Genomic DNA, 26680 nt, shown 5'->3' on the forward strand with positions numbered 1-26680 from the left:
AACAGGGAACAGGGAACAGGGAACAGAGATTAAGAAGGAATATTCAGGCATTTTCTTCAATAACCAACATTATTTCCCTTATACGGTAAGCTTTTTCGGATTTTATCAAAACAATTTAGCATATTAGGTACTGAAGAACCATAATTATCAATAAAATCAGTAATTTCCTGATAAAAAACCTGCCCTTTTTCCCTACTACTACTTGCAGTTACTAATAACCTTAAAGTTTCCACCAATGAACCGATAGTAGCATCACAAACCAAATCAAACAACTGACTTAAATCATCTTGGTTTTGTTGTCCATAGCCCAAAGCATGAATATAATCATTACGAATTTGATTATTAATCACTACAATAGGATACCCGGCACGAATTAACAATAAATTCATTAATAATCTAGCCGTTCTGCCATTCCCATCTCGAAAAGGATGGATAGAAACAAAACGATAATGTGCCATGGTTGCATATTCTACAGGATGGAGTGTTAAAGCAGCATCTGAATTGAGCCAGATCACAAAATCTGTCATTAATTGAGACAGTAAATAATGGGGAGGATAAATATAATTTGTACCTGGAGCCATTACATCTAATTGCCGATAACAACCCGCTTCATTAGGGTGAATTTTCCTCAGAATTAGATTGTGAATTTGTTTAATCTCCCATTCATTAATTACTGTATCTTTTTGGGCTAAACTCTCAATATAGTCAATCGCTTCCTTATGTCCAATTACCTCTAAATGTTCATCAAGAGTCTTACCACCAATTGTAATTCCCTTGGTTAACACTAACTCAGTTTCACTTTGAGTTAAAGTATTCCCTTCAATGGCATTAGAGTTATAAGTAAAGCGGACATCATACAGCTTTTTGAGTTCGGCGATTATTGTTTGGTCAAATGGTCTAAAGTCATCTAACCAGGCTTTTAACTTGTCTATTTGTTCTAATTTAAGCTGGTAATTCATGCTAATATAGTTACTGATTAAAGCAGTTAAGGAAAAATCTTTTTTTTGACTTAAACCAATAACCTGCTCAATAAACCGTTGATAAAGTTGAGAATAGGATACTAGCATAGGGTCTATGTTCATCCTGTAAATTATCCGTCCTTGGTGGAACCGTTCCCTGTTCCCTCTTACCTAACTTTTCGTTGGCAAAGAAATAACCTGTACTTCGCTGATTTTGAACAACTGCTGATCATTCGTAATCAACACTGCTGCACACTCCCAAGCACTCGCAAGAATAACAGCATCGGGAATCTTTAAGCTATATTTTCGTCGTAATTGAATCGTTTTTTCGGCAATAGTCGCATCTAGAGATACTTCGATAAGAGTTTTTAGAGTTGAGCGAATTAGATTCTCTTCCTCCAAAGATAACCCCTTAAAAGACAAAATCTCAATACTTGTGATCACAGAATAACCTATGTTACCATTGGGGACAGGTTGGGTTAATTCTTGATTGAACAATGAGATAAAAATATTAGTATCAATGAGATAATCCAGTTTCATCCCACTCACTCCGGATTTGCTCTTGCCAAGCTAAAGCATTAACCCCTTGAAAAGCTGTAATTTTGCCTGAGAGTTGGTTAATGGGATGTTCTAAAGCATGATCAAGATTGGATTGACTATCAACTGGTTGGCGATGGAGTTTTTGACTCAGATATTGGAAAATCTCCTGTTTTTCTTGCCAAGATAATTGTTCAAGTAAACTAAATACTTGTTCTTTGGTAATTCGCAAGTTCAGCATTGCTTAAATCTCCATATCTTCTATTAGGTAATTGGTAATTGGTGATCAAATCTCTCTGTTCATCCTGTAAATTATCCGTCCTTGGTGGAAGCGTTCGGTGTGTTCCCTAAAAGTTTTTTGTGCGGGCACTTTAACCCATACTTAAGTGTATAATACTTCTTGGCAATCACCACCAGACAAACCGCCCCAGACATGAGCAATCAAATCTACTGTCTCAACCCAGACTGTCTGCACCCCAACCCCGATAATTTTCAATACTGTCAGTAACCTAGCTTGTAAATCTTCATATGTAATGGCTCGCACACCCACCCTACAATTTAACCGAGGTACTTTAATTTTACATCCACCACCAAGGGGTAAAGGGTGGATGGATTACGCTACATGGGATGACCGGGTGGAAAAGTTTCGGATTCCCGCGATTAATTATCGCGCTGTGGTGGAAGCACTGCAAGGGGAGGAGGTATATTTTATTGATGAAGCCAAGGAATTTTACCCGGTGGATTTAATCCCCAGTTTAGAAATGGAGCCTTACCCCCACCAAATTGAGGCGTTAACGGCTTGGAAATTGGGGGGTAGACAGGGGGTTGTGGTTCTCCCCACGGCGGCGGGAAAGACTTATTTAGCACAAATGGCGATGCAATCTACACCCCGGACTACCCTAATTGTAGTGCCAACTCTGGATTTAATGCATCAGTGGTATGCTCATTTAGTCGCGGCTTTTCCTGATGCTGAGGTGGGTTTGTTGGGGGGTGGTTCGGGCGATCGCACAGCGATTTTAGTGGCCACCTATGATAGTGCGGCGATTCATGCGGAAAGTTTAGGCAATAAATATGCTTTAATAATTTTTGATGAATGTCATCACTTACCAACAGACTTTGGGCGGGTAATTGCTGAGTATTCTATTGCTCCTTATCGGTTAGGACTCTCAGCTACACCGGAACGTACTGATGGGAAACACGCTGATTTAAATATACTCATCGGACCAGAAGTCTATCGCAAACGCGCTGAGGACTTAGCGGGGGGTGCTTTAGCTCACCATGAAATTGTGCAAATGAAGGTGAAGTTATCCCAGCAGGAGCGAGAGCGATACAACCAGTTAATTCAAACCCGTAACGACTTTCTCCGCCAGTCTAAAATTTCCCTGGGGAGTATTCAAGGTTGGCAAATGTTTGTCAAAATGAGTGGGCGATCGCCAGCGGGTCGTAGAGCCATGTTAGCACACCGGGAAGCGAAAAATATTGCTTTAGGTACTGATGGCAAGTTGCGAATTTTAGCCGACCTATTAGCCCAACACTTCCCAGAGCGGATTTTAATCTTTACAGCCGATAATACCACAGTATATAGAATTTCCCAACAGTTATTAATTCCCGCCATTACCCATCAAACTCCTGTCAAAGAACGGCACGAAATTCTCACGAAGTTTCGAGAGGGTGAGTATAATACCTTGGTAGCTTCCCATGTCTTAAATGAGGGGGTTGATGTTCCCGCTGCTTCCGTGGCCATTATTTTATCTGGTACTGGTTCCACCAGGGAGTATATACAGCGGTTGGGTAGGGTGTTAAGAAAGGGGAATGTAGCTAATAAACAGGCGATTTTATATGAAGTAGTAGCCGAAGATACCAGCGAAGAGGGAACCTCCGCCAGACGCAGGGGAGTGGATCACCAAACCCAGAGCAGCGAAAAACACCCAGAGAACAAGGGTAATTTACGGGTAATTTATGGCGGGGGTCAAAGTAGAGTCCCCAAAGCAGCAGAACAGTTAGACATTAAATATTCAACAGATCAGGGAAATGTTACCGACGGATTTACTGAGTCATCGCCAGAACGGAGAGGAAATCATTCCCAAGAGATTGAAGATTGATCGCCATAGTTTGGAGTTAGCGCAGGAGTTAATTAATTGTTTTGAGGAAGCGCGGGGTAATTCCGTAGGGTTGCTAGAAAGTCAACTGTTAGACCTAGAGGGAGACGGGACAGATTACAGAGTCAAGCGGGGGTTAGGTTATATTCTCAAAAGCAGTTTCTGTACCTTTGAGGTAGTTAGTCCCCTAGAACCACCCATGTTAAGAGAGCGGGTATTTAGTTTAGCCTCCCAGTCTGTTTGTAGTAGAGAATCAACCCAAATTATTTTAACTAGAATTGCTGATGAACTGAGTCAGCAACTGCAAAGAGAAGTTTTATGGGAACAAGTGCGGGATGGGTTATATGCTGATTTGAATGAAAATAAGATTTTAACCAGTTTTGAAGCACCCACACCCGTAGAATTATTAAATAGATATAACTTGTCTCAAGTCCAGGGAATCTTTTATAAAGCCAGTCAGTTAACTTTAAATGCTCATCGCAATGTACCAGGGCAATATAAACTATTATTTCGTTATTTAAAATTGTTTCAACTGATGGCGTATATTGAGGGAGATGCTGACCATGGATTTACAATTACTGTTGACGGTCCGACAAGTTTATTTAGACCGAGTACAAGATATGGACTGGCGATCGCCAAATTAATTCCCGCCTTACTTCATGTGACTAAATGGAGTCTTTGCGCCACCTTACAGAGCAGAGATTTTGACACCAAACAATGGAACACCCGACGTTTTACCCTCAACTCTGAATGTGGCTTAGTCTCCCACTATTCCCCCGGTAAACCTTACGATAGTATGTTAGAGTCATCCTTTGCCGAGAAATGGGATGTACTTAAAACCGATTGGGTATTAGAGCGAGAAGTAGATTTAATTCCCATACCTGGTAGCGTCATGATTCCCGACTTTCGCCTAGTACATCCTGATGGACGTGACTACTTACTAGAAATAGTTGGTTATTGGCGACCGGAATATTTACAAAAGAAATTTTATCAAGTGCGGCGTTCTGGATGTGAGAATTTAATTTTAGCCATTTCCGAAAGATTGAACCTAGAAAAAGCTGGAGTCAAATTAGATAACGTCCCCGCCAAAATAGTCTGGTTCAAAGATAAACTTTTACCCAAAGCCGTGTTAACAGTCATAGAGGGAGACCAATAAAACCTCAGTGCTAACTCAGGTTAAAAAAACTCCACCTCATTTAACCTTCCCTCCAACAAATCTAATAACTCATTCACATCCTTACCCACCTGTGCAAAACAAACCGGGGGGGGAGGTTCAGGCGCAAACTGAATCAACTTCAGTTCACCCTTACCAATTGCAATCATCAACACTTCCACCTCAGGATCATGATGGTCAATAATTCCCAAAATTTCCTGAAGACGATTTTCTACCTTCTGATTTAAAACCTCAATCGCCCCTTGAGGACAATAAATAAAATGGGGACTAGGCTGTAAATCAATACCCAGGGTACCCTGCTCATTACCATTTTGTAACCACAACCCCCAAAAAACAGCCGCCAAATCGCGGTGATTATCCCTAACAAACTTATCTAACTCAACACGCCACTTGCTATTATGGGAAACCGCGCCACCACTACCAAACATCATAAACTCTCTGCGCCTGGTGCGCCTAGTACGTGAAACCTATCTTACCCCAGTTTGTCACCAAAACTGCAAAAACCGCGCCACCACAGCCAAACATTCAGATATTATAACAGAAGTAAAAATTGTCCAAAGGTATCTTGAACACCAAACTAACCAATGATAGAATCTTGCTGCTTAACTAGCAGATCAACTGCCATGGCAATTAATGCTGGTGCTGCCAAGTTAAAAACTTTACCCAAAATCAAACAGCCGATAACGAGTCAAATTTATTGCGAATACTCGTGTTAGTAGTCAAGTCAGGGCTGACAGATAGGGCTTTTGGTCAGCCACAGCTAAGGTCATTTACCATTGGGTGAAACCGATATTACCACCATAGGGGAGAGGAGAGCATCTGGCTTTTGTAATCTGATTCTTCGGTGAGAACAGCTGAAGACGTGTCACCATAGTACAGGAGTTGCCTAAAGATGCAAAAGGAGATCAAACCTTGAAAAGTCAGCAATTCGGGAATTGGCAAACTACAGTTTTGGGTATTGTATTAGCACTGGTTGTCCTTGTGGGTGTAAATTCCTTTGTGATTCTCAGCCCGGGACAAGCAGGAGTCATCAGCATCTTAGGTAGAGCTAGAGATGGGGCGCTACTGGAAGGTATTCACATTAAACCACCGCTTATCTCAGTAGTTGATGTGTATGATTTGACAGTACAAAAGTTTGAAGTCCCGGCGGAAAGTTCTACCAAGGATTTGCAAAATTTATCTGCAAGATTTGCGATTAACTTTCGCCTTGATCCGGCGCAGGTAGTTGAGGTGAGAAGAAGACAAGGAACTTTAGCAAATATTGTTTCAAAGATAATTGCGCCGCAAACACAGGAAGCGTTTAAAATCGCGGCGGCCAGAAGAACGGTAGAAGAAGCAATTACCAAAAGAAGTGAATTAAAAGAGGATTTTGATTTAGCCTTGGGCGATCGCTTGGCTAAATATGGGATAATCGTTTTAGACACTAGTGTAGTTGACTTGAATTTCTCACCGGAGTTTGCCAGGGCTGTAGAAGAAAAACAAATAGCTGAACAACGGGCTCAAAGAGCAGTTTATGTAGCACGAGAAGCTGAACAAGAAGCGCAAGCAGATGTTAATCGCGCTAAGGGTAAAGCAGAGGCTCAAAGACTTTTAGCAGAAACCCTCAAAGCCCAAGGGGGAGAGTTAGTTCTGCAAAAAGAAGCAATTGAAGCTTGGAGAACTGGTGGCGCTCAAATGCCGAAAGTTCTCGTTATGGGTGGTGAAGCCAAAGGCAGTGTACCATTCATTTTCAACTTAGGTAATGTTTCCGACCAATCATAATTTAGGTTAATCATAGCGGGGTGGGCTATACCCACCTCACACACACCACTAGCAAAACTCAACCAGAACATAAGAAACTAAGTTATGTCAACTCCCAACCATCAAAATCTCACAGTCTCAGAAGCCAAAAAAATTCTCAACAAATTCAACTGCTTAGATATAGCACCTATCCTCAAACCCTCAGAGGAGGCTTTAGTGCGTCGGGCTTTAATTTTGGTAACTAGTATTTCTGATTACCAAATATTGGGAATTTGTGCTGATACAGCCGCAGAAGGGATACTGGCGATGAGAACTTATTCTTATGCTTTTGGCTATGAAGCCCCGAGTAATTTACCAACACCAGAAGGTCCAGTTTATATCAAATTGAATGGCAAAAATGGTTTATGTTATCTTGATTCCTATGCGGGACATCATCGGGGAGTATTAATTTCTTGTCAATCTTATCGTGAAGGGGGAATTAACGAAATGTATGGACATTTGCCCCTGGATTTGTTTGCTTAGATCAGATTGGTAGTGAGGATTTTAGTCCTCTAGTTTAGATCAGGTTTGTAGTGAGGACTTTAGTCCTCTATGGATACAGCCGGATTTCATGGGAGTAGGTAGGCAGGGCGGGCAAGATGCCCACCCCACAATCAATATTTATGCTTATAATAATTAAAATAGCAAAATAATTTGAAAGTTAAAACGACTAATTTCTATGAGTATTATTACATTACAATCAGTTAAAAAAGATTTTGGGATCAAGGAAATTTTAAGAGATGCCAGTTTTAGTTTAGATGCTACTGATAAAGTGGGGTTAATTGGTACTAATGGTTCTGGTAAATCAACTTTGTTAAAAATGATTGCCGGATTAGAATCAATTGATAGTGGACAGATTACTTTTAGTGCTGGTGCAAAGGTAATTTACTTACCCCAACAACCAGATGTAAACGAGAATTACACAGTTTTAGAGCAAATTTTTGCCGATAGCGGTGAACACTTGTCTTTAGTACGTGAGTATGAGGAACTATCTCACAAACTTGTTGATCATCCAGAAGATAGTCAGTTGATGTCCCGCTTGTCTGGGGTGATGCAAAGGATGGAAACCACGGGCGCTTGGGAGTTGGAAACCAACGCCAAAATTATTTTAACTAAGTTAGGAATTTCTGATTTTGATGCGGTGGTTGGGACTTTATCAGGGGGATATCGCAAGCGCATTGCTTTAGCTACAGCTTTACTATCGGAACCAGACGTTTTACTGATGGATGAACCTACTAACCATTTAGATGCGCTGTCTGTGGAATGGCTGCAAAGTTATTTAAATCGCTTTCGTGGTACGCTGCTACTGATTACTCACGATCGCTATTTCCTAGATCAGGTCACCAACCGGATTATTGAAATAGACAGAGGTGATGTTTACACCTATGCAGGTAATTATTCATATTACCTGGAAAAGAAAGCTTTAGCCCAAGAGTCGGCTATGAGTAGCCAACGTAAACATCAAGGTGTATTACGTCGGGAATTAGAATGGTTGAGTCGGGGTCCAAAAGCCAGGAGTACTAAACAAAAAGCCCGAATTCAACGCATCCAAGCCATGCGGGAAACTGAGTTTAAACAAGTTCAAGGTAAAGTGGAGATTTCCACAGTTAGCCGCCGCATTGGTAAAAAGGTGATTGAATTAAATAATGTATCTAAGGGCTATGATGGCCGCACTCTGATTAATAATTTCACCTATGAATTTAGTCCAGAAGACAGGATCGGGATTATTGGGGGTAATGGTACTGGTAAATCTACTTTAATGGATATGATTACCGGGCGGATTCAACCTGATTCTGGTACTGTGGAAATTGGGGCTACGGTTCACATTGGTTATTTTGACCAGCATTCTGAAGAGTTACTCGCAGCGGTAGATGAAAATCAGCGGGTGATTGACTATATCAAGGAAGAAGGGGAATTTGTCAAAATCGCCGACGGTACTCAAATTTCGGCTTCGCAAATGTTGGAGCGATTTTTGTTTCCGGGAAACCAGCAGTACGCGCCAATTCATAAATTATCTGGGGGCGAAAAACGCCGTTTATTTTTGTTGCGAATTCTCATTGGTGCGCCCAATGTGTTGATTTTAGATGAACCAACTAATGATTTAGATGTGCAAACCTTGGCGGTACTAGAAGATTATTTAGAAGATTTTGCGGGGTGTGTAATTGCAGTTTCTCACGATCGCTACTTTTTAGATCGGACTGTAGATAATGTTTTTGCCCTGGAGGAGGGCGGTAATCTGCGACAATATCCAGGTAATTACTCAGTTTATCTAGATTACAAAAAAGCAGAAGAGGAGCTAGAAAAACAACAGCAAGCGGCCAATGTGGCTGAAAAACCACCAGCAACACCCAAGGTTAGCAGTTCATCTACAGTGACGGAAAATAAAAAGCGTCGCCGACTGTCAAATTGGGAAAAGCGGGAATTTGGGGAGTTAGAAGTTAAAATTGCGAAGTTGGAATCTGAGAAAGCGGAAGCGGAGAAAGCCTTGAGTAGTCTATCTGGGGGGAATTACACCCAGGTCCAAAAACTCTACGAACAGGTAGAAAACCTGAAGCAGTCCATTGATATAGCTACAGAACGCTGGTTAGAATTAGCTGAGATGGAATCTTAAGAAAAACGGTAAGAAATTATATGTCAGTTAAAGTTGGTGATACCGCCCCTGATTTTACCCTGAGTGATCAAAATGGCTCTAGGGTCAGCCTGAGGGATTTTCGGGGCAAAAAAGCGGTGGTTTTATACTTTTATCCCAAGGATGACACACCCGGATGTACGGCGGAGTCTTGTGGGTTCCGGGATCAATATGAGGTGTTTAAAACTGCTGGTGCTGAAGTGATTGGCGTAAGTGGAGATTCTCCGCAATCTCACCAGCAATTTGCGGCAAAATACAATTTGCCTTTCACTCTCTTGAGTGATAAAGATAACAAGGTGCGTAAGGAATACGGCGCTACTATGGCTTTTGGTTTTGTTCCTGGCCGTGTAACTTATGTAATTGATCAAGAGGGGGTTGTGCGGTTTGTTTTGGATACTATGTTTAATTTTCAGGCTCACGTAGAGGAAGCTCTGAAAATTTTGCAAGATTTAGCTGTGAAATAAATCCACCCATCACCCCTCCCCTGATTAAGGGGAGGGGACTAGATTTACTTACTTATAGGAGTGGGATTTGTCCCCTACTGGATGATTAACATGGGCTGAATGACCATTCTTACCGTTGGTATGACCGTTGGTCTTGCGGGGTTGAATGACACCGTAACCGCCGTGGTTACGTTCGTAAACCACATTAATTTCCCCACTTTCTGAGTTGCGGAACATATAAAAGTCGTGTCCCACTAGTTGCAGCTGTTCTGTGGCTTCTGCAAGGGTCATGGGTGGCATGGGAAAATATTTTGTCCGGATCACCTCATCGGGTAATTCCGGGGTGCGATCGCCGATTAAATCTGCGGCCACTGGTTCGGGAACTAATGCTTGATTTGTGGGTTGGGCGTGAGTTTTTTGATCTTGACGTCTTTCTTTATATTTACGCAGTTGACGGGCAATTTTATCTGCCACTAAGTCAATGCTGGCATATAAGTTTTCGCTGCTTTCCTCAGCACGGATAATGTTACCATTGGCGTAAATAGTCACTTCCGCTGCTTGCTTGGTAGTAATTCGGGGATTGCGGGCGACGCTTAGATGTACATCCACTTCATTAGTGATGTGTTGAAAGTGACTGACGGCTTTTTCAATTTTTTGATGTACATACTCCCGAATTGCATCGGTGATTTCAATATTTTTGCCGTGGATGACAAGCTTCATGTAAACCCTCCCACTGATATATTTTTTGATGTGAATTTGTTTTGTATGAATGGATGTCGCGGTAATATCGCGCATTACCGCCAAAACAAATTTTGAACGATTTTAATGTACTCTCTATCGGATCTTCGATCTGGTTTGAGATGCGAACTATTTATGATATTGATCGGCCAGTGCATTCGTTGTGATCCTGTTGGGCTTGATGCTTGATGCAGAGAATTCCTCCTAACACCATTGAGGTTATATATCTAACGTAGCACTTTGTATTCTGTAATGCACATTTAGTTGATGTTCCTTTAAAATCCTTTGCATAGCTTGACATTTGTTGCTTCAAGTCTTGTCATTTGCAATATATTTGGTCAATAAGGTAGTTGATTTTTGGCATGATCCGTAGTATGGAAACAGATCACAGAAGTTGTTTGTTATTTAATGTGGGATTGATGCCATATCTCGATGCTCTCTCATGGCAGCGATCGCTCTTGACTCAGCGCATTCATCACCCTAGTCTAGAGGATGTGTTAATCTTGCTCGAGCATCCCCCTGTCTACACTTTGGGACAAGGAAGTAACCCGGAATTTCTCAAGTTTGACCGACAAAATACTAAGTTTGATGTCCACACAGTTGAACGGGGCGGCGAAGTGACTTACCATTGTCCTGGTCAGGTGGTAGGTTATCCGATTTTAAATCTGCGACATTATCGCCAAGACCTGCATTGGTATTTAAGGCAATTAGAAGAAGTATTAATTCAGGTATTAGCTGTTTATGGCCTGTCTGGCGATCGCCTTGCGGGTTTGACTGGTGTTTGGCTAGAAGGACGAAAAGTAGCCGCCATCGGGATTAAAGTTAGCCGTTGGATTACTATGCATGGGTTCGCCCTCAATGTTTGTCCTGATATGTTAGGCTTTCAAGAGATTATCCCCTGTGGTATTGCCGATAAGCCTGTAAGTAGTTTAGCCGAATGGATTCCCGGTATTACCTCTCAAGAGGTACGTGTTCATATAGCCCGGTGTTTTGCCCAAGTATTCGGCGTGGAATTAGTCGCGGATGGACTAAACCGCTGGAGCAGCGGAAATCACCAACAATACTAGCAGTACCATAATCAGGATACTGAGTTTAAATATCAGGTAAGTGGTAGGGTCAGATAATGTGAGATTGTGAGTCATCTTACACCTCCAGCTGGTTTCCTACCTCCATTGTGGCTCAAAAATCCCTAAAATAGTGCTGATGTGAACTTTCAGTAATATTTTGTAGCATTCCTACACTGGGGCAGATTTTTGATATTCTATCCGTAGTTGTGGAATATCAGCCCGGTCACTCTCAAAAAATACAATCCGGTTGAGTTCTTGTAAACCCAATTGTGTAAACTGGGCTAATTCGGAACTAGACAAAGGCCAAGGCGGTCCATCAGGTTCTACCTCAGTTTCGCGAAACCGATTAATCAATAGTAAAGTACCTGCTGGTGCAACTACAGAAGCAACCGATGTGATTACAGTTGAGCGGATATTCAAGGGTAGAGCTTGGATATTCCTGATTTCTACCACTAAGTCAAAGGCTTGCTCCCAGTGTGAGGGAAGGGCTAACAAATCTGCAACGACATAGTTGACACAGGAGTTAGGAAATCTTTGCTGACACCAGTTAATAGCTGTGGGGGAAATATCAAAGGCGGTTACTTGAAATCCCCTGGTTGCTAAAGCTTCCGCATCATCCCCTAAACCACACCCAATTACCAGGGCTGATTTTCCCTCACCTTCAGGGTTATTAGTCGTCAACCAATCTTGTAAATAGGGGTGAGCGGTTAACTTCGCCCAGGGGATTTGGGTAACATCACCCTGGGACTGACTATACAAAACATCAAACCAGGCGGTAGGATTTGAGTCCTCTATGGCTTTAGTCGCTAGTTGTTTTACCCTTTGCTGTAAATTTTGTGGCTGTTTCTCAAACATCTTTTACCTCTGGTTAGAATAACTGGTTGAAATAAATTTACACATAAATATCCCCGATAAATTATCAGGGAGTTGGGGGGTATTCAATTCTGATGACTAGCTATACAGGGTTAGGTTGAGTTTTACCTTGCAGTAGCTGAATAACCGCAGTTTTTTCTAATATTCCCACAAGTACCCCATTCTCAGAAATCACAGACAGGGTGGATAATTTGCGCTGTTCGAGTAGCTGTACTACTTCTAACAGGGGTTGATCTGATTTGACTGTGGTAGATTGCTCAATGGACTTCATGACGGTGCTGATGGGGGTTTGTGTCCATTGGGTTGTGGGAATACCTCGCAAATCATCCAGATTAATTACGCCTACTAATCTTCCCTCTTCATCAGTGACTAAGAATTTCCTCCAGTCTTGATTTTGGAAAATTCTTTGATCGGCAAACTCTCTAAGGCTAGTATGAGCAGATACAATGGGGCTATCAGCGGTAACAGCATCTGCTGCTGTTAAACCTGTGCATTTTTCCTGTACCCTGGCAAATTGCGCTGCTCTACCGGCATTTTGCAGCAGGAAGAAACCAATTAATAGGTTCCAGAAGTTGGCGAAGCTACCAAATAATACTAGTGGAATCACACCAGAGGCGATCGCCACCCAACCAAATACTTGTCCGACTCTACTGGCAAAGGATACACCTTTATAAGGATTTCCTGTAATCTTCCACACGGCTGCTTTGAGGATATTGCCACCATCTAGGGGTAAGCCGGGAATCAGGTTAAATAATGCTAAGGCTAAGTTAACGGAGGCGAGAACACCAAGGATGGCTGCTGTTGCTCCTGTGGCGGTGGTGGTGACATTAATTACTGTAAATGTCCCATACAGCAACAAGCTGACTAAAGGACCGGCGATCGCCACCCAAAATGCTTCCCCTGGGGTTTGGGACTCTTTTTCTAAGCTAGCTAGACCGCCAAATATAAACAGGGTAATAGATTTTACATCAATTCCCTGGTGAATTGCGACAAAACTGTGTCCTAATTCATGGGCGACGACGGAGGTAAACAACAACAACGCCGTCATCAGTCCCAGTAAAAAAGCTAATCCCCCAGATAACCAGGGAAATTGTGCTGTTAGTCCACTACTGTAACTCCAAGCTACTAAGCCCAGCACGAGAAACCACGACGGATGGATATAGAAGGGAATCCCGAAGAGATTGCCAACGCGAATTGTACCATTCATGCCGTACACCTTTGAATACGTCTGCTGTATCCAATAATTGTAACGTAATATTAAAATCTATTAATTTATTCCCCAGTTGTGGTAACCGCACTAAAAGGGGCGGTTTTTAGCTGAAACAGCAACCTGACAACTCACTCTTAGAGGTTGTCACCTATGGAGATTCCGGAGTCTTTTGCAAGCGAATCAACGTATTATAAACTTCTCGTTTTAACTCATTGTTACTTTGTAGCTCCATAGTGATTTTGTTGAATTGATCAATACTGAGTCCATTATTTTCGACTATTTTCTGAGAATTATTACAGTAAGTTACAGCGATATTTTGAGCCTGGCGTGGTAACTCTTGCATACTCTTGGGGTCGTTACAAAAGATTCTGGGCATTTCTCCACCCCCAATTAGTTTTTTAATTTCATCAAAAGCCTGTTGTCGGGGTGTTTCCATTGCCAAAATAGCTTGGGCGTAGTTGGTAATCTCAGTATTATTAACGGAATTGTTTACAGGTGGTGTTTGACCATCGGCTTGGTAACTGAAGGTAAGAGCGCTAGTGATGAAACTAGCAGTGGTGAGAATGCCTAAACATAGAATCTGGGAGAGCATATGTTGCAGACTAGTGTGACAAAATAAATTAGGGGTTGGTTTCATAAAGTCTATGACACACAAGTATAATAGGAATAGTTAATAGCTTTGAATTATTTTAGGAGTTAGAAGTTCCAACAAAACTGCCTGTGAATAAAATTTTTATCTTTTTGATCTTTAATCTTTACCAGAACAACCTCTGTTTGGGTGGGGAAACTCCTCTAAATAAGTGGGCTGAATGAATCAAGAATCCCCAGCGCTTCTAGCCTTGGGAGTGTCTACGAACTTGGCATACTTGACAAATTTCTATAACTTTTGTCTGTAGTGCAGATACTTCAGGGGATCCTTGCTTGAGACTTACTTCTAATTGTAGTAGTAGTGGTAAGCAACAGATGAGTTGCTCTAGAGAAAGTAATTTGACTTCTTGCTGTAAGAAGTAAATGCGTTTAGGGTTGTTAATTTCGGCTAATTGGGCGATCGCTTGGGGGTTACGTTCTCCGCTGTCCATGGCTATCTTTACTAATAACCAGGTACGGAATTGACCTATGAGAGTAGCAACTATCCGTAGTCCCGGTTCCGCAGCATTGATCAGATCGGCCAAAATGCTCAAGGCTTTGGGTGTATCTCCCATTCTAATTGCTGCTGCTAATTGTAAACTATTTTGGGTAGTATTTCTGACTAATTGCGTAATGGTATCTATGTCTAGAGGCTTAGTGGTATTAGTTGTATAAAGTCGCAGTTTTTCCATTTCATTATACAGCAAGCGTGTATCATTACCTACAGCCTCAGCTAAAAGTTCCGCACCGCGGGAAGTTAGTTTCACCCCCACAGTTTCAGCCACTTGATTGACGGACTGTACCAGCAATTCTGTTTTCCAAGGTGGGATGAGGGAAAATTCTCGAAATTCACTAGCGCATTTTTTGAGTAATTTAGTGGATTTGATGCGTTCATCTGGTTTGTTGCGACTGGTGAGTAATAACCAGGAGTTATCGGGAATGACTGACAAAGTTCGCGTTAGTTCTGCTAGAATGTTCTCTGGGCAATGCTGACAGAGTGTGCTATTGACTAGCCACACCAACCTTCCACCAGCACCAAAGGCTGGTGTCATCACTTGATTTAAACCAGCAATTGCTGCATCTGGTTGATCTGGTGATAGGATTGTATAGTTAAAACTTACCCACAGGGGATCAAGGATGCGATCGCGCAATGTCGCCACTGCCTTTTCCATAGCGAAATCATCTTCACCCCAATATACATAGATTGGCATAAGTTCACCCCAGATCAGATGCTGATATAAGTGGACAGAAAAAATAATATTCTAAGATAAGCAGTCAGATTTATGATTACATCAAAAACAGTGCAACAATTACCGGCGCAATGGATAACACCAGAAAATTTTCGGTCTTATGGTCAGGTAATTTTGCCTAGTGAAGATGGCAAGAATTTTGATGGGAAAGATGCGCAATTAAACTTACAGAATGGGACACCGCGATTTTATATTATGAGGCTAGAAAATCGGGGTTGTAAGTTTGATAAAATTACTCGTCATTTACAATGTACCCAATGTTTAGGTTCTTTAGGAGGAAAGGACTGGTTAATGGCTGTTTGTCCTCCTCATAATCATTTAAATCAACCAGTATTAGCCCAGATGGCTGCTTTCCGTATACCGGGAAATTGCTTTATCAAATTAAACCAGGGTACTTGGCACGCGGGACCCTATTTTGCACATGAAGTTGTAGATTTTTATAACTTAGAACTGGCTGATACTAATGTAGTGGATCATTTCACTCATGATTTATTCGAGAGTCATCAGTTAGAATTTGAAATGGTGATATAATTCAGATAGTATACACCCTGAATAATGTTGGTATTCTGTGTTGATTTATAACCAATAGCAGTTACCGGGTTGTGCTGAGATATTATTTAACTTTTATATATGGAATTGCCGCCTTATAGCATGCAGGGGTGTATCGTTGAACTGCTCAAAATTAGAAGGGAATCAGCGGAATAAATTTTGATAACAGAAACCGCGTTAATACCAATAAGTTAAATAGTATGAAAGACTGAAGGCAAACATCGCGAAAATCACAGGAATGACATTGCTCAGTTCCAGTTTTCGTTTATTGAAAATTTGCCACAGGTTCATGATGATAACTACAGGCCATAAAATCGTTGTGACTAGAAACATCACAAAAGATAAAAATTTCTCTTCGGGGGTAGAAGTTGGATGACGCAGAGAAAATCTTAGCCAATTGGTGAAGAAATAGCAGCTCATCAGGAAATAACTTAATAGTAATGTTACTTGGATCTGATTCATGTTTCACACTCCTTATGATTAGTACCACTCAAGTGAATACAACTATTATATGATTGGATTTCCCAAAATACAGATATATGTAACTTCGATCTTCTTCCTTCTGATACCGCACTAATATTTTTTAGTGAGATAGATAATATTACCCCTGAGAAGCAAACAGTATTTATGGTTAATTTCAGCTAAAAATTAGTGGGTGGCAATTATGACTAATTTTCAGTTAGACCAATTTACATTAATTCATTCTGGAACGAGTTGTCACAGGGGTGTAACCCCCGGTAACCAACTATACAAAAAGAATGTATCAGTCATAGAAATCCTGTGACAAATGTATAAATAATCAAAAAAAATACGCAGAGTAATTCCCGATTTTGCCATTCTACTTTCTGGTATTAGTTAGTAGGTAGGCAGTAATCATTGTCTTAGCTCAATGAGCCATGGAGATTTACAGCTTGGAATTAGAAAGCATGCGATAACTATAGCCGAGATGGGAATCTTTTTGAATGTATTGTTTCATCCTATCGAGGTCAATAAATTCGTCAGCAACATCAATTAAATTATCGCTGGTCATGGTTCGCAAACTAACCAATTCAACGCGAGAACCTGTAGCGGTAACTGCATTGACCGCATAGGCTAAATCTCCGTCTCCACTAACTAAGATAGCTGTATCATAGTAAGGAGCTAAAGTAATCATATCCACAGCAATTTCTACATTCAAGTTGTGTTTTTTTGTATGGTCTGCCAGTTGTACTTCTTTGGTAACCACACGATAACCATTTCGACGCATCCAAAAAAGAAAACCTTGTTGCTTTTCGTTAGGGCGTGAACGTGTAGAACCTAGTCTTGAGGTATCGATAGCAGTGTAAAAGAAAGCTCGCAACAAGCGCGACCCCCCAGTTAAATAACACAGCAATTTGAGATAGTCGATTTCCATACTCAATTGCAAAGCTGTTTGAAATAGACTGACGCCATCAATGAAAATAGCTACTCGACCACGATTTTGAATATTTAATGAGGAACCATCAGGTAATTGCTCTATTTTTGGGGAATGTTCATTTTTGGCACTATTTTTTATTAAGTTTTTTCTGGGTAAATCAGGTTCTTCCTGTGGTCGTTTGTGGGGCTTTTCTGCTTTGGTAAAATTGGTGCTAGTCATTGACTCCTCTAGATTTTAAATTTGGCAACGCTTGGGGGTAATTTGTCAATAGTCTGGTTTCATGGCGTAAATAGAGCTACCATTTGCAACAGTTTAAATCCCGAAATCAAAGTTTTTTGATGTTACCAATGGGGGACTAGTTGCAAATAAACTCAAATTGTCCTAATTGTAGAGATTCCCAAATGTAAAGCCCAGAGCAGTGATTCAATCTGGTTAACGCAGGTTTTACGCAATCTTTCCAGTGCCTACAGGTATGTTTTTCATGACTTACTACTAATGCATATAGGTTGACTACAGGAGACAATAACTTGGGTGAAACCCGCTTCCTGTAATGGTAGAAGTAAGCTTGAACCTTTGGCAGTTATTCTTATTGTACATCTCTATGAAAAAATTCCACATTAAGGCAATCTTTGTATATTCCTCTAGTGATATTTACTCTTAATGTTTGATCTGCGGTATGACATCGGGGGGAGTTAAAATAAAAAAATACCCCCAGTAGTTAACTGAGGGATTCTGCAAGTCGGTATTGTCACACAACGATATTCGAGAATTTAATCATATTAAATCTTAAGTAAGAAAATATGCCAAATTGCCGAATTATTTTCGATCGCCATAACCCTATGTCTACTGGTAGATGACCAAATTCATTTTGGGGAATGGGTCATGAAACCGAAACTACGTTTAAGATCATCAGTAAAGGTATCTTTACTAGCTTTGGCATGAAACGTATTGTTTTGATTGCTGGATTTGAATCGTTTAATGCTGACTTGTACAAGAAGGCGGCTGAGTTGGCTAAATCACGGTGTGCTCTGGATATTCGGGTGTTTAGCGATCGCAATATTACCACTGACCCTGGGGAAGTAGAAGCAGCACTGGATGGGGCGGATGTGTTTTTCGGCAGCTTACTATTTGATTATGATCAGGTTTTGTGGCTGCGATCGCGCATTAACCAAATTCCCATCCGTCTGGTATTCGAGTCAGCCTTAGAGCTAATGAGTTTAACCCAGTTGGGTAACTTTACCATTGGCGGCGAACCCAAAGGAATGCCAAAACCAGTTAAATTCATCCTGGACAAATTCAGCAACGGAAGGGAAGAAGACAAACTTGCTGGGTATATTAGCTTCTTAAAAATCGGTCCTAAACTGCTGAAATTCATTCCAGTAAAGAAAGTTCAAGACTTACGCAACTGGTTAATTATCTATGGATATTGGAACGCTGGCGGTTCTGAAAACGTTGCTGCCCTATTCTGGATACTAGCAGAAAAATATTTAAATTTAAAGGTTGGCGACATTCCCCCACCGCAGGAAACCCCGAATATGGGGTTACTGCATCCTGAATATGAGGGATTTTTCACATCTCCCCGGGAATATTTAAAGTGGTATCTTCAGAGACAGACATCATCAAAAAGCGGGGAACATAGCCACACAACCACACCTATAGTAGGTATTCTGCTTTACCGTAAACACGTAATTACGCAACAACCATACATTCCCCAACTCATTCACCGTTTTGAGCAAGGGGGTTTAATTCCCTTACCCATTTTTATCAACGGTGTAGAAGGACACGTAGCGGTAAGGGATTGGATGACCACCGACCATGAAGCCCAGCAACGAAAACAAGGAAATATAGAAACTTACTCCCTGTCAGATCAAGCAGTCCAGGTAGATGCAATTGTCTCTACCATTGGCTTTCCCTTAGTAGGCGGTCCGGCCGGTTCAATGGAAGCAGGCCGCCAGGTGGAAGTAGCTAAACGCATCCTGACAGCGAAAAATGTACCTTATATAGTAGCAGCACCCCTGCTGATTCAAGATATTCACTCCTGGACACGTCAGGGAATCGGCGGACTGCAAAGTGTAGTGTTATATGCTTTACCTGAACTAGATGGGGCAATAGATACTATTCCCCTGGGGGGGTTAGTGGGTGAACAAATTTATCTGGTGCCAGAACGAGTACAACGGTTAATTGGTAGAGTTAAAAATTGGGTTTCCTTGCGGCAGAAATTGCCATCTCAACGTAAAATAGCGATTATTTTATATGGATTTCCCCCTGGTTATGGGGCTGTGGGGACTGCGGCTTTATTGAATGTTCCCCGCAGTCTAGTTAAGTTTCTCCACGCCCTCAAAGACCAAGGTTATGATGTTGGGGATATCCCCGAGGATGGGGAAGAATTAATTCGTCAGGTGAAAGCAGCAGATGAAGAAATGGAAACCTGGCAAAAAAATCAGCCTTTTCCCTCCTCTGCTAATACTGTTCATGTCCGTAAACTAGAAAGATGGTTGGGGTATCTGCTGACTTCCCGCATTGAAAAACAATGGAAGTCTCTACGGGGAACTGGAATTAAAACCTATGGGGAAGAATTACATATTGGCGGTATACAGTTAGGTAATATTTGGATTGGTGTACAGCCGCCTTTGGGTATACAAGGCGACCCGATGCGGTTAATGTTTGAACGGGATTTAACTCCCCATCCCCAATATGCGGCTTTCTATAAATGGCTACAAAATGATTTTGCGGCTGATGCTGTGGTTCACTTTGGGATGCATGGGACAGTAGAATGGTTGCCTGGATCCCCCCTGGGTAATACTGGTTATTCTTGGCCGGATATTTTATTGGGAGATTTACCTAATTTATATATATATGCCGCCAATAATCCTTCTGAGTCGATTTTGGCCAAGCGTCGGGGTTATGGGGTGTTAATTTCTCACAATGTCCCTCCCTACGGTCGCGCTGGTTTGTATAAAGAGTTGTTATCTTTGCGAGATTTAATTGCGGAGTATCGAGAAGACCCCCAGAAAAATTATGCTTTGAAGCAGGTGATTTGTAAGCAGATTGTTGATACTGGTTTGGATGCTGATTGTCCGTTTACTGATGCTCAACGTTTGGGAATTGCTTTTAGTCCTGAGAATGTGAGGATGTTTAGCGCTCACGCCTTTGATGATTATTTGCTGAAGTTGTATGAATATCTCCAGGTGTTAGAGAATCGTCTGTTTTCTTCTGGGCTGCATATTTTGGGGGAACCGCCGAATCAGGAGGAGTTGGCGGGATATTTAGAGGCTTATTTTGGCAAGGAACCCCAGGGAAGCACAGAACACCCACAGGAGGAGGAGTTAGTTACTGACTTGTTGATGCAGTCTACTGATGAGTTGAGGAGTTTGTTAAGGGGGTTGAATGGAGAGTACATTTTACCCGCGCCCGGGGGTGATTTACTGCGGGATGGTGCGGGGGTGTTACCTACGGGCAGAAATATTCATGCTTTAGACCCTTATAGAATGCCTTCTCCTGCTGCTTATGCTCGGGGGCGGGAAATTGGGGGGAAAATTATTGCCCAGCATTTGGCGGAACATAAAACTTATCCGGAAACGGTGGCGGTGATGTTATGGGGTTTGGATGCGATTAAAACTAAGGGCGAGTCCCTGGGTATTCTTTTGGAGTTGGTGGGGGCGGAACCTGTGAAGGAGGGGACTGGGCGTATTGTCCGTTATCAGTTAAAGCCTTTAGCTGAGGTGGGACATCCGCGCATTGATATTTTGGGGAATTTATCGGGGATTTTTCGGGATAGTTTTGTCAATATTATTGAATTATTAGATGATTTGTTTCAACGGGCGGCTGATGCTGATGAACCCGAAGAGCAGAATTTTATTAGAAAGCACGCTTTGGCTTTGCAGGCCCAAGGGGTAGAGAATAGTTCTGCAAGATTGTTTTCTAATCCCGCTGGTGATTTTGGTTCTTTAGTCAATGATCAGGTGGTTGATGGTAATTGGGAATCTGGGGAGGAGTTGGGTAAGACTTGGGAAGGTCGCAATGTGTTTAGTTATGGTAGACAAGATAAGGGTCAGGCTAGACCAGAGGTTTTAAATACTTTATTGAAAACTAGCGATCGCATTGTTCAAGAAATTGATTCTGTGGAATATGGTTTAACCGATATTCAAGAATATTACGCTAATACTGGCGGTTTAAAAAAGGCAGCAGAAAAGCAACGGGGTAAAAAGGTGACTACCAGCTTTGTGGAAAGTTTTTCTAAGGACAGTACCCCCCGGAATTTAGATGATTTACTCCGTATGGAGTACCGCAGCAAGTTAGTCAATCCCAAATGGGCGCAAGCCATGGCTAATCAAGGTTCTGGGGGTGCATTTGAAATTTCCCAACGGATGACGGCGTTAATTGGCTGGGGTGGTACTGCTGATTTCCAGGATGACTGGGTATATGACCAAGCGGCAGATACTTATGCTTTAGATGCTGAAATGGCGGAGAAGTTACGCCGGGCTAATCCTGAAGCTTTTCGGAATATTTTAAGCAGAATGATTGAGGCACATGGGCGGGGTTTATGGCAAGCGGATGCAGATAAAATCGGTAAGTTGCGTCAGTTATATGAGTTAACAGAGGAACAATTGGAAGGTGTGACGGTTTAACTGTGTTCATCTGTGGTCGAATGCTGCTTAACTAATTGAACAACTGCGGCTGCTAAAGTTTCTGGTTGTACTGGTTTAGGTATGTGGATTTGAAAACCTGCGGAAATAGCCTGTTGTTGGTCAAACTCAGCGGCAAAAGCCGTTAAGGCGATCGCGGGAATTCTCCCTCCCATTTGTGAGGGTAATCCTCGAACTTTTCGTAATAATTCATACCCATCCATATAAGGCATACCAATATCGCTGACTAAAATATCTGGCTGGGACTTGAGGAGCATTTGCAATGCTTCCCAGGCTGATGCTACTTTGGTCACTTTCCCGCCATACATTTTCAGCACAAAAGTGATAAAATCAAGGGAATCAGGATTATCATCCACAACTAAGATTTTAATGCCATTTAAATCCAAAGTTCCTGTTTGCAGTATATTCTCTGTTGATATCTCTGGCCGGGATGATTTATCTTCAGTCACTACACATCTACACAAAGGTAGTTTCACACTAAAAGCGGCTCCGTGCCCTTCACCTAAACTATTAGCCTCAACAGTACCGCCATGTAACTCTACTAACTGCCGCACAATTGCCAGTCCTAAGCCTAGTCCCCCAAATTTTCTGGTAATTGAACTATCCTCTTGACGAAAGTAATCAAATATGTATGGTAAAAAATCAGGGCTAATACCTTTGCCTGTATCACTGACTTGGATTTGAGCCATACAATGAGATTCTTCCAGGCGTACTTCCACTTTCCCCCCCGGAGAAGTGAACTTGACAGCATTAGACAAAAGATTCCAGACAATTTGTTGTAAGCGAGCCGAGTCACCGGTAACTTCCCCTACATTTTCGTCTAACATAGTATTAATGCTAATTTCTTTCGCAGAAGCTGCCAAATTAATACTGTCTAAAGCGGCGGAAATAGTCTTGGCTAGATTGATTTTAGAAACATTTAAAGTTAGTTTTCCCTGAAGAATGCGAGATACATCCAGTAAATCTTCAATCAATTCCACCTGTAATTTAGCATTGCGTTCAATAATTTCTATAGCTTGAGCAGTCTTAGCCTGATCTAGTTTGTTAGTTTTCAATAGCTGTACCCAACCGAGAATGGGATTAAGTGGGGTGCGCAATTCATGAGAAAGGACTGCAAGAAACTCATCTTTAATGCGGTTCGCCTTTTCAGCTGCTGCGCGGGCTGCTTGTTGCTGTTCCAAGGCTTTCCACAGTTCTGCTTCGGCGCGTTTGTGGTCATCAATATCAGTAGAAGAACCAAACCACTTGATAATTTCTCCTTTGTGATTACGTAAAGGAAAAGCTCGCCCTAAGTGCCAGCGATATTCCCTATCACTAGCACGAAGCAAACGGTATTCTACCTGATATTTTTGACCTGTACGAAGACATTCACGCCAAGTATCTAGGCACATTTGCACATCTTCGGGATGCAGTACAGATTGCCAGCCCCAACCTTGACTTTCCTCCCAATTCATACCTGTATACTCAACCCAGCGTTGGTTATAATAGTCTAACCAGCCATCTGGACGGGAAGTCCAAACAATTTGTGGGACAGCGTCTGCCAAGGTCTCGAAACTTAAATTGGAGGAATTATTCACTTTATTGTGGCGGTCATTTATGCATAAATTTTTATTGATGGCGATCGCAGCATCACTGCTCAACTCATAACTTTCTTGGTTGTGCATTATGTTAAATTCCCTGAATTTAACGGGACTTATAAACTTTCCCTTCCCACAAGTACTCCGACATCTGTGTTAATTAACTCATGAGGACACCGCAGCCAGGGCATAACAGCTATAATATTGCCTCGATTTCGTAAGGATAGATTTACGTGAGGTTGTATACAAGCCACAGACATCAGAACCACCCATTTAATAGTTAATATGCACTTGACATATAATAGCCCCCATAAACACAGTTTAACCTATAGTTAACCCGGATTTGATAGCAACTGACTTAATTTATTTAAAGTCGATAAAATAGGATAATTGTGATATTTCAGAGGTAATTCATAGGATTTATTGCTAACATCTTGACCTAATGCCATTTACCAGGGAGACTGAGGCAAACTTGTCTGTTTTCAGCCCATGTTATGCCAATTAAAAGTGAACCGGATGACTGTTCTATATATGATCGAGTAATGGGCTAGTTTTGTATGTAATTTACTATACTCTCAACGGGATGAGTTAGACTAAATGGAATAGGAAGAGTGGTAAAACTACCGGGAGCAATTTCGATCGCATAGGAAGGAACTAATGTTTGCGCCTGTGGGGGAAAACCGGTAGTATTTAAATCGAGGCGATAATTACCGGGTGGTAAGGATATACGAATACCATCATGTTCCCACTCCGATTGATATTGACTAATGCTTTGATGATTAATCAATAAGAGTTCTTCTAAGTCCTCAGTAATTATCTCATCTCCTTGGTCTAGTTTGTGATTACTGTTTTTATCAAGGAAGGGTTGAATAAATAACCCTTGTGTAGCCAATTTCTGGTTAATAGTTCTGAAACCTTGTTGGAGGTTAAAGCTACTATTAATTTGAATTTGAAAGGAAGACCCATGGGAAAATTGAGATATTGATTGGTATCGTGCAGACAGGTTTAATCCTGAAAGCATCGGTATAGACAATGTAGCATTTATCCCTGAGCCATCGTTACTCAGACCGGATCCTATTCGCCACTGTAATCCATTTTTCTGAGCATATTGCCAAGATAATTCTAAGAAATTTCTTGGAAATTGGGGAATGGGATTTGTCAAAATATCATAGTTTTTTTGATAACCTTGATATCTCAATGCGATTTGATTAGTCGCCACCCCAGTATTAGCTTTTGGTAAATTGTATTTAATTTCAGCATCTATTCCCGATAAATTAGTACGGAAGGTAAAAATAAAGTTTTTATATGCTTTGGCTAAATTCAAGGTATTATTAAAATTTAAGTTCTGATTTTTGTCTAATGATATCTGTGTATTGAAATTATCATCATTTTGGCGCAAACTAATTTGTAAACTACCAGTTCCTGTATTTTGAATGTTGCTAAACAACTGCATAGTTGTACTTTGATTCAAATTTAATTGATGGTTAAAATTTAATGTCTGTGAGTATAAATCTCCATTTAAGTTGATTTGTGTGTTGTTAGAAATGCGATATTTAATGCGGGTATAAATATTGCTGCCACGATTTGAGGGATATTTGATTCTGTCTTGGGTATTCGCACTCAAATAAACACTTAAAGGGACATTTTGAGGATGAAAAAATAGCTCACCAATAGCATTAATATTGCCATGATAAAATGCACCTATTCCTAATGTGAGACTTTCGGAAACTCCCCACTTTTTTTTTATTCCAGCTTGAAAATTAGAAAAATTGCCGATAATTTCGGAAGTTTGGGGGAATGGGGGTTGATATAACCAACCAGCAGAAAATACAGAGGAACTTGTCCCAGAAGATAATTGTCCTGGTGTAAAAGCTAAATTAATTACTTTAACTTGGGGTTGTGCTGTTAATCTTCCACGGGGATATTTTTCAATCACAAACACCCCACTACTGACATCAGGAAAGCGATAAATACCAGTTTCATCTACTAATATTTCACCTAAGATATTTTTAGTGTCACTCTGGGGACGGAGGACGACAAAAGTTCCGGGTTCGGCTTTTCCCTGAATGGTACGTTTAACGTCAGCAGCTTGGTTGCGTTGCTCTATATTAGTGCTTTGGGTAGGTGACAAGGTGTAACCATGGCGCTGGACTAATGACACTCCCCAGTATTGCTGAAAGAATGTCCTGGGCCACAATGTTTGTTGCTGTCCTACAATGTAGTCTTGGTGTGCATCTGAATTAACCCATTGAAAGGAATTAATTTGGAATTTTGGGTTTTCTAGTATATTTCCTTGTTGAACTCCTAAGCTCCATCCTCCCTGAAAAGCTGTACCAATGGCTTGAAAACTAGCTGAACTTTGAATGGTATGGTTATGAGAACTATTGAACTGTATATCGTGTAAAAGATGACTAAAGCTAAATAGTGGACTTTTGACTTTTGGTAATCCATCTAATGTGATTATTTCGGGTTTTTTCCTGGTTATTTGAGAAGGTGTTTGATCTAACCAGGGAGCTTGAATGAGCAATGTATAACTGTTAATGTCAAATTTGACTACGACATCAAATAATTCTTGTATATCTTTAATTTTGATCACTCGTCCCAATTCTGGGTCTAGAGTAAGTTCTTTGGGATTGATTCCCAGGATAAAATGAGCTGATCGCAGTTCTAATTGACCATCTGGTAGTTGAGAGGTTTGAATGTCTAGAGCTTGTAAAACTACTTCATAGGGTATTTGCCAATTCTCTAAGTCTACTGGATTAAGACCATCTTCATAACCCCGGACTAAGGTACTTTGTACTACTAGACGATTATTTACAGATATAGCAAGAGGTAAAATTTCTAACTGGTATTTGCTATGTGATTGTTGATGTAAATTAGTCAGGAAAGTTCGGATGATATCAGCTGGTAAGTTATTTATTACTAAAGTTGATTGAGAATTATGACGTGATTTCGCCTGGTGATATGAGGATGAAAAGATAATCGGACTAAATTCCTGATGGGTGATTAATGTTGGTGTATGGTTTTCTAAATCAGCTAGATTCTGGTTGTTAGGGTCTAGTTTTCCTTCTGGTGTCGAGAAGGAATTGATATTTTGACCATGATAATCTTGAGGATGAAAAATCAC

General features: G+C 41.2%; 23 protein-coding genes. 9 read left to right on the top strand and 14 right to left on the bottom strand.

The genetic code is table 11. The annotated features are described in order from the left end of the window. Window positions 1-56: 56 nt before the first annotated feature. From NWP22_RS11750 to NWP22_RS18375, 4 genes are all read right to left on the bottom strand, one after another. Window positions 57-1082, bottom strand: coding sequence for a Fic family protein (locus NWP22_RS11750; RefSeq protein WP_280801917.1), 1026 nt, complete (start codon window positions 1080-1082; stop codon window positions 57-59). Between the two features lie 48 nt (window positions 1083-1130). After that, a complete protein-coding gene (locus NWP22_RS11755) occupies window positions 1131-1499 on the bottom strand; it encodes a type II toxin-antitoxin system VapC family toxin (protein ID WP_280792053.1) in 369 nt (122 codons plus the stop codon). Further along, entirely contained in the window at window positions 1477-1737 is a 261-nt protein-coding gene (locus NWP22_RS11760) for a hypothetical protein (protein ID WP_280801918.1), read from the bottom strand. Before NWP22_RS11760 ends, NWP22_RS11755 begins: the two co-directional genes overlap by 23 nt. Before the next feature lie 141 nt (window positions 1738-1878). Then, window positions 1879-2040, bottom strand: coding sequence for a hypothetical protein (locus NWP22_RS18375; protein ID WP_271734823.1), 162 nt, complete (start codon window positions 2038-2040; stop codon window positions 1879-1881). Here NWP22_RS18375 and NWP22_RS11770 point away from each other — a divergent pair. Further along, entirely contained in the window at window positions 2030-3598 is a 1569-nt protein-coding gene (locus NWP22_RS11770; RefSeq protein WP_280801919.1) for a DEAD/DEAH box helicase family protein, read from the top strand. The genes NWP22_RS18375 and NWP22_RS11770 overlap by 11 nt on opposite strands. After that, window positions 3528-4751 (top strand): DUF790 family protein, encoded by a 1224-nt coding sequence (locus NWP22_RS11775; protein ID WP_280801920.1) that lies wholly within the window; start codon window positions 3528-3530, stop codon window positions 4749-4751. The genes NWP22_RS11770 and NWP22_RS11775 overlap by 71 nt, the downstream gene beginning before the upstream one ends. Before the next feature lie 20 nt (window positions 4752-4771). Here NWP22_RS11775 and ccmS read toward each other — a convergent pair whose 3' ends face one another. After that, window positions 4772-5200 carry a beta-carboxysome assembly chaperone CcmS gene (ccmS, locus tag NWP22_RS11780; protein WP_280801921.1) on the bottom strand — a complete coding sequence of 143 codons (429 nt, stop codon included), beginning with the start codon at window positions 5198-5200 and terminating at the stop codon, window positions 4772-4774. 481 nt (window positions 5201-5681) lie between these two features. On the opposite strand from ccmS, the gene NWP22_RS11785 reads away from it, so the two are divergent. From NWP22_RS11785 to NWP22_RS11800, 4 genes are all read left to right on the top strand, one after another. After that, window positions 5682-6530, top strand: a complete 849-nt coding sequence (locus NWP22_RS11785; protein WP_280792047.1) for a prohibitin family protein — start codon at window positions 5682-5684, stop codon at window positions 6528-6530. Between the two features lie 84 nt (window positions 6531-6614). Continuing rightward, entirely contained in the window at window positions 6615-7031 is a 417-nt protein-coding gene (locus tag NWP22_RS11790) for a DUF1824 family protein (RefSeq protein WP_271734816.1), read from the top strand. Between the two features lie 196 nt (window positions 7032-7227). After that, window positions 7228-9159, top strand: coding sequence for an ABC-F family ATP-binding cassette domain-containing protein (locus NWP22_RS11795; protein WP_280801922.1), 1932 nt, complete (start codon window positions 7228-7230; stop codon window positions 9157-9159). Between the two features lie 20 nt (window positions 9160-9179). After that, window positions 9180-9641, top strand: coding sequence for a peroxiredoxin (locus tag NWP22_RS11800; RefSeq protein WP_271734813.1), 462 nt, complete (start codon window positions 9180-9182; stop codon window positions 9639-9641). A gap of 48 nt (window positions 9642-9689) precedes the next feature. On the opposite strand, the gene hpf is transcribed toward NWP22_RS11800, so the two are convergent. After that, window positions 9690-10340, bottom strand: a complete 651-nt coding sequence (gene hpf, locus NWP22_RS11805; RefSeq protein ID WP_271734811.1) for a ribosome hibernation-promoting factor, HPF/YfiA family — start codon at window positions 10338-10340, stop codon at window positions 9690-9692. 380 nt (window positions 10341-10720) lie between these two features. On the opposite strand from hpf, the gene lipB reads away from it, so the two are divergent. Beyond that, entirely contained in the window at window positions 10721-11425 is a 705-nt protein-coding gene (lipB, locus tag NWP22_RS11810) for a lipoyl(octanoyl) transferase LipB (RefSeq protein ID WP_271734810.1), read from the top strand. 168 nt (window positions 11426-11593) lie between these two features. On the opposite strand, the gene NWP22_RS11815 is transcribed toward lipB, so the two are convergent. The 4 genes from NWP22_RS11815 to holA all read right to left on the bottom strand — a co-directional run bounded on the left by NWP22_RS11815 (window position 11594) and on the right by holA (window position 15346). Beyond that, entirely contained in the window at window positions 11594-12280 is a 687-nt protein-coding gene (locus tag NWP22_RS11815; protein WP_280801923.1) for a class I SAM-dependent methyltransferase, read from the bottom strand. Window positions 12281-12380: 100 nt separating this feature from the next. Then, window positions 12381-13505: a site-2 protease family protein gene (locus NWP22_RS11820; RefSeq protein ID WP_280801924.1), complete on the bottom strand. Its 1125-nt coding sequence runs from the start codon at window positions 13503-13505 to the stop codon at window positions 12381-12383. 151 nt (window positions 13506-13656) lie between these two features. Then, window positions 13657-14145 carry a DUF4168 domain-containing protein gene (locus tag NWP22_RS11825; RefSeq protein WP_271734807.1) on the bottom strand — a complete coding sequence of 163 codons (489 nt, stop codon included), beginning with the start codon at window positions 14143-14145 and terminating at the stop codon, window positions 13657-13659. Between the two features lie 196 nt (window positions 14146-14341). Then, window positions 14342-15346 carry a DNA polymerase III subunit delta gene (gene holA / locus NWP22_RS11830; protein ID WP_271734805.1) on the bottom strand — a complete coding sequence of 335 codons (1005 nt, stop codon included), beginning with the start codon at window positions 15344-15346 and terminating at the stop codon, window positions 14342-14344. 72 nt (window positions 15347-15418) lie between these two features. On the opposite strand from holA, the gene NWP22_RS11835 reads away from it, so the two are divergent. Then, window positions 15419-15916 carry an ureidoglycolate lyase gene (locus NWP22_RS11835; protein WP_271734804.1) on the top strand — a complete coding sequence of 166 codons (498 nt, stop codon included), beginning with the start codon at window positions 15419-15421 and terminating at the stop codon, window positions 15914-15916. A gap of 195 nt (window positions 15917-16111) precedes the next feature. Here NWP22_RS11835 and NWP22_RS11840 read toward each other — a convergent pair whose 3' ends face one another. Continuing rightward, the gene (locus NWP22_RS11840; RefSeq protein WP_271734803.1) at window positions 16112-16396 is read right to left on the bottom strand and encodes a hypothetical protein; all 285 of its coding nucleotides are present in this window, start codon (window positions 16394-16396) and stop codon (window positions 16112-16114) included. Between the two features lie 442 nt (window positions 16397-16838). Next, entirely contained in the window at window positions 16839-17549 is a 711-nt protein-coding gene (locus tag NWP22_RS11845; protein WP_271734801.1) for a LabA-like NYN domain-containing protein, read from the bottom strand. Window positions 17550-18268: 719 nt separating this feature from the next. Here NWP22_RS11845 and bchH point away from each other — a divergent pair. Beyond that, a complete protein-coding gene (bchH, locus tag NWP22_RS11850) occupies window positions 18269-21958 on the top strand; it encodes a magnesium chelatase subunit H (protein WP_271734800.1) in 3690 nt (1229 codons plus the stop codon). On the opposite strand, the gene NWP22_RS11855 is transcribed toward bchH, so the two are convergent. Then, window positions 21955-23640, bottom strand: a complete 1686-nt coding sequence (locus NWP22_RS11855; protein WP_271734799.1) for a hybrid sensor histidine kinase/response regulator — start codon at window positions 23638-23640, stop codon at window positions 21955-21957. The two genes, bchH and NWP22_RS11855, sit on opposite strands and share 4 nt — an antisense overlap. A 460-nt stretch (window positions 23641-24100) precedes the next feature. Beyond that, the gene (locus tag NWP22_RS11860) at window positions 24101-26680 is read right to left on the bottom strand and encodes a hypothetical protein (protein ID WP_280801925.1); all 2580 of its coding nucleotides are present in this window, start codon (window positions 26678-26680) and stop codon (window positions 24101-24103) included.

Source organism: Anabaenopsis tanganyikae CS-531, from assembly GCF_029891675.1.
GTDB classification, from domain to species: domain Bacteria; phylum Cyanobacteriota; class Cyanobacteriia; order Cyanobacteriales; family Nostocaceae; genus Anabaenopsis; species Anabaenopsis arnoldii.

What these genes read in the sequence shown, in the direction of transcription:
- NWP22_RS11750 (WP_280801917.1), bottom strand. Translation starts at nt 1,082, where the DNA reads ATGAACATAGACCCTATGCTAGTATCCTATTCTCAACTTTATCAACGG.
- NWP22_RS11755 (WP_280792053.1), bottom strand. Translation starts at nt 1,499, where the DNA reads ATGAAACTGGATTATCTCATTGATACTAATATTTTTATCTCATTGTTC.
- NWP22_RS11760 (WP_280801918.1), bottom strand. Translation starts at nt 1,737, where the DNA reads ATGCTGAACTTGCGAATTACCAAAGAACAAGTATTTAGTTTACTTGAA.
- NWP22_RS11770 (WP_280801919.1), top strand. Translation starts at nt 2,030, where the DNA reads ATGGCTCGCACACCCACCCTACAATTTAACCGAGGTACTTTAATTTTA.
- NWP22_RS11775 (WP_280801920.1), top strand. Translation starts at nt 3,528, where the DNA reads ATGTTACCGACGGATTTACTGAGTCATCGCCAGAACGGAGAGGAAATC.
- ccmS (WP_280801921.1), bottom strand. Translation starts at nt 5,200, where the DNA reads ATGATGTTTGGTAGTGGTGGCGCGGTTTCCCATAATAGCAAGTGGCGT.
- NWP22_RS11790 (WP_271734816.1), top strand. Translation starts at nt 6,615, where the DNA reads ATGTCAACTCCCAACCATCAAAATCTCACAGTCTCAGAAGCCAAAAAA.
- NWP22_RS11795 (WP_280801922.1), top strand. Translation starts at nt 7,228, where the DNA reads ATGAGTATTATTACATTACAATCAGTTAAAAAAGATTTTGGGATCAAG.
- NWP22_RS11800 (WP_271734813.1), top strand. Translation starts at nt 9,180, where the DNA reads ATGTCAGTTAAAGTTGGTGATACCGCCCCTGATTTTACCCTGAGTGAT.
- hpf (WP_271734811.1), bottom strand. Translation starts at nt 10,340, where the DNA reads ATGAAGCTTGTCATCCACGGCAAAAATATTGAAATCACCGATGCAATT.
- lipB (WP_271734810.1), top strand. Translation starts at nt 10,721, where the DNA reads ATGATCCGTAGTATGGAAACAGATCACAGAAGTTGTTTGTTATTTAAT.
- NWP22_RS11815 (WP_280801923.1), bottom strand. Translation starts at nt 12,280, where the DNA reads ATGTTTGAGAAACAGCCACAAAATTTACAGCAAAGGGTAAAACAACTA.
- NWP22_RS11820 (WP_280801924.1), bottom strand. Translation starts at nt 13,505, where the DNA reads ATGAATGGTACAATTCGCGTTGGCAATCTCTTCGGGATTCCCTTCTAT.
- NWP22_RS11825 (WP_271734807.1), bottom strand. Translation starts at nt 14,145, where the DNA reads ATGAAACCAACCCCTAATTTATTTTGTCACACTAGTCTGCAACATATG.
- holA (WP_271734805.1), bottom strand. Translation starts at nt 15,346, where the DNA reads ATGCCAATCTATGTATATTGGGGTGAAGATGATTTCGCTATGGAAAAG.
- NWP22_RS11835 (WP_271734804.1), top strand. Translation starts at nt 15,419, where the DNA reads ATGATTACATCAAAAACAGTGCAACAATTACCGGCGCAATGGATAACA.
- NWP22_RS11840 (WP_271734803.1), bottom strand. Translation starts at nt 16,396, where the DNA reads ATGAATCAGATCCAAGTAACATTACTATTAAGTTATTTCCTGATGAGC.
- NWP22_RS11845 (WP_271734801.1), bottom strand. Translation starts at nt 17,549, where the DNA reads ATGACTAGCACCAATTTTACCAAAGCAGAAAAGCCCCACAAACGACCA.
- bchH (WP_271734800.1), top strand. Translation starts at nt 18,269, where the DNA reads ATGAAACGTATTGTTTTGATTGCTGGATTTGAATCGTTTAATGCTGAC.
- NWP22_RS11855 (WP_271734799.1), bottom strand. Translation starts at nt 23,640, where the DNA reads ATGCACAACCAAGAAAGTTATGAGTTGAGCAGTGATGCTGCGATCGCC.